A 2,784-nucleotide genomic window follows, 5' to 3' on the forward strand; every position below is an offset into this window, starting at 1 on the left:
GCGGCATTCCCGGCTACGGCGCCTCGCTCAAGGAGGAGATCCACAGCCGGTTCGGCAGCACGCTCTCGCTGCGCGGCTACGGCGAAAGCCTCTCGCGCTACGACAACCGGTTCGAGATCGACCCCGACCGCAACGACGCCTACGGCATCCCGCAGGTGCGCTTCACGTGCGGCCACGGCGACAACGAGCGGCGGATGATGGAGGACATGTACGGCTGGATGGAACGCATCCTTCGCGCCTGCGGCGCCGAGATCCTGCCGTACCAGAAGCGCCTCGAGCCGCTCGGCGACGCCACGCACGAATGCGGCACCGCACGCATGGGGCTCGATGCGAAGACCAGCGTGCTGAACCGGTGGGGACAGGCGCACGACGTGCCGAACCTGTTCGTCACCGACGCCAGCGGGTTCGTGACCAGCCCCGGCACCCACGGCATCACCACCTGGATCATGGCCCTGGCCTGGCGTGCCAGCGAGTACCTGGCCGAGGGGCTGCGCACGGGAGACATCGGATGAGCACGATCAGCCGGAGAACGGTCCTCGCGCTGCTGAGTGCAGGCATCGCGCACGCGCAGTTGGAGGCCGCGACAGCCGCCGTGCTGGCCTGGCGCCAGGCCGGTACCGCGTACGTGCCCGTCTTCTTCACGGCCGCCGAGCATGACCTGCTCGACGTGCTCACCGAGATGATCCTCCCGGAGACGCCGCGCTCCCCCGGTGCGAGGGCCGCGAAAGTGGCCGACTTCGTGGACCTCGTCGTGGCGCACAGCACGCCCGAGACCCAGCAGGCCTGGCGCCGGGAATTGCAGGCGCTCGACGCGGAGGCGCAGCGGATGGCCGGCGGGCCGTTCGCCGCACTGCCTGGCGCGGCCAGGACGCGGGTGCTCGACGACCTGAGCGCGCGCGAGCGACAGCCCGACAGCGACGCCGTCCGCGCCTTCGTGCGCGTGAAGCAGGCCACCATCGACGGCTACTACAGCAGCGAGATCGGCCTGCGCCGCGAACTCGGCTACCTCGGCCCGCAGATGCTGGCCGAGTTCAAGGGCTGCGACGGCTGACGGCCGCCCTACGGCGTGGTGGGCGCCTCGCCCTCGCTCCGTGACAAGATGTGGCGCATCAGCCCCCCTCTTCCTTCCGGAGTCGTGCCCATGCCCGTGAATTCCCGTCCCGATCGACGCACTTTCCTCACCACCGCCGGCGCCACCGCCGCGGCGCTCGCCGTCGGCGCCAGGCCGGGCCGTGCCCAGTCGCCCGACAAGCTGCGCGTCGCCCTGATCGGCGTCGGCGGTCGCGGAGGCGCCCAGTTGAAGGGACTCGGCGGCGAGCAGGTCGTCGCGCTGTGCGACGTCAACCAGGACGCGCTCGACAAGGCCAAGGCGCTCTTCCCGCAGGCGCGCACCTTCAAGGACTTCCGGCGCGTGTTCGATCACGCCAACGAGTTCGACGCCGTGGCCGTGAGCACCGCGGAGCACACGCATGCGTTCGCCACGCTGCCGGCGCTGCAACTCAAGAAGCACGTCTACTGCGAGAAGCCGCTCACCTACAACGTGCACGAGGCCCGCGTCATCCGCGAGACCGCCGCGCGCATGGGCGTCGTCACGCAGATGGGCACGCAGATCCACGCCGGCGACAACTACCGCCGCGTCGTCGAGCACATCCAGGCGGGCGTCATCGGCAAGGTGACCGAGTGCCACGTGTGGGTGGGGCGCGCCTGGGGCTGGCACGCCAGCGAGGCCGAGGCGACGGCCGCCAAGGACATCGTGTTCGTGCAGGACCGGCCCGCCACCATCGACCCGGTGCCGGCCGGCCTCGACTGGGACCTGTGGATCGGCCCCGCACCGGCGCGTCCCTTCAGCAACGTGTATGTGCCCGGTCCGAAGTGGTACCGCTGGTGGGACTTCGGCAACGGCACCATGAGCGACCTCGGCAGCCACTGGATCGACCTGCCGTTCTGGGCGCTGAAGCTGAAGCACCCGAAGACGATCGAGGCCTCCGGACCGCCCGTGCATCCCGAGCTCGCGCCGGCCTCCATGCAGGCGCGCTACACGTACGAATCCGACGGCGAGCAGCCGGCGCTGACGCTCACGTGGTACCAGGGCACGCGCAAGCCCGAGATCTGGACGAAGAAGGGCATCCCGCAGTGGGACAGTGGCGTGCTGTTCATCGGCGAGAAGGGCATGCTGCTGGCCGACTACTCGAAGTTCGCGCTGCTGCCCGAGGACAAGTGGGTCGGCTACACGCCGCCGGCCCAGTCGATCCCGAAGTCGCTCGGGCACCACCAGGAGTTCATCCACGCCTGCAAGACCGGCGCGCCGACGACCTGCAACTTCGCCTACTCGGGCCTGCTGACCGAAGCCAATCACCTCGGCAACGTCGCCTACCGCGTCGGCCACGCCATCACGTGGGACCACAAGGCGATGCGCATCACCAACGCGCCCGACGCCGAACGCTTCATCAAGCGCCCGAAGTACCGCGACGGCTGGAAGCTGGCGTAGCAGGACCGCATCGACCTTGCGCTGGCTGCCCGCGTGTGAGCCGAGCGGGCGCTGGCGCCGTATGGAGGTACGGCGGAGTCTCCCCACCACGCCCCCCTCCGATACAGCGTGGCCCGGCTGCGCTGTCCGGCCCCGGGGGTCCGCTGTTGCGTCTGTGGGCCGGCCTTGTCCCGCGTGTCCTGGTGGCAGGGGCCGCAGCGGCGCGAGGCCGCCCGTCAGCGGGCGCTGCGGGGTTTGCGCCTCGCGGCGGCTACCCCGGCGAGGCCGAGGCCGAACAGCGTGAGCGCCATCGGCTC

General features: G+C 70.5%; 4 protein-coding genes. 3 read left to right on the top strand and 1 reads right to left on the bottom strand.

What is annotated here, in order from left to right; translation table 11 throughout:
• From ACIRDX_RS22565 to ACIRDX_RS22575, 3 genes are all read left to right on the top strand, one after another.
• Positions 1-512 (top strand): GMC oxidoreductase (locus tag ACIRDX_RS22565; RefSeq protein WP_396627664.1); only part of this gene is annotated, 512 nt, incomplete at its 5' end.
• Complete coding sequence (locus tag ACIRDX_RS22570) at positions 509-1,051, top strand: gluconate 2-dehydrogenase subunit 3 family protein (protein WP_396627665.1); 543 nt, start codon at positions 509-511, stop codon at positions 1,049-1,051. The genes ACIRDX_RS22565 and ACIRDX_RS22570, both read left to right, overlap by 4 nt.
• A 90-nt stretch (positions 1,052-1,141) precedes the next feature.
• On the top strand, positions 1,142-2,488 hold the full coding sequence (locus ACIRDX_RS22575) for a Gfo/Idh/MocA family protein (protein ID WP_396627666.1): 1,347 nt from the start codon (positions 1,142-1,144) through the stop codon (positions 2,486-2,488).
• A 215-nt stretch (positions 2,489-2,703) separates the two neighbouring features.
• Here ACIRDX_RS22575 and ACIRDX_RS22580 read toward each other — a convergent pair.
• Positions 2,704-2,784 (bottom strand): PEP-CTERM sorting domain-containing protein (locus ACIRDX_RS22580; protein ID WP_396627485.1); only part of this gene is annotated, 81 nt, incomplete at its 5' end.

Origin of the sequence: Luteitalea sp., from assembly GCF_044337415.1 — a bacterium.
Classification (GTDB): domain Bacteria; phylum Acidobacteriota; class Vicinamibacteria; order Vicinamibacterales; family Vicinamibacteraceae; genus Luteitalea.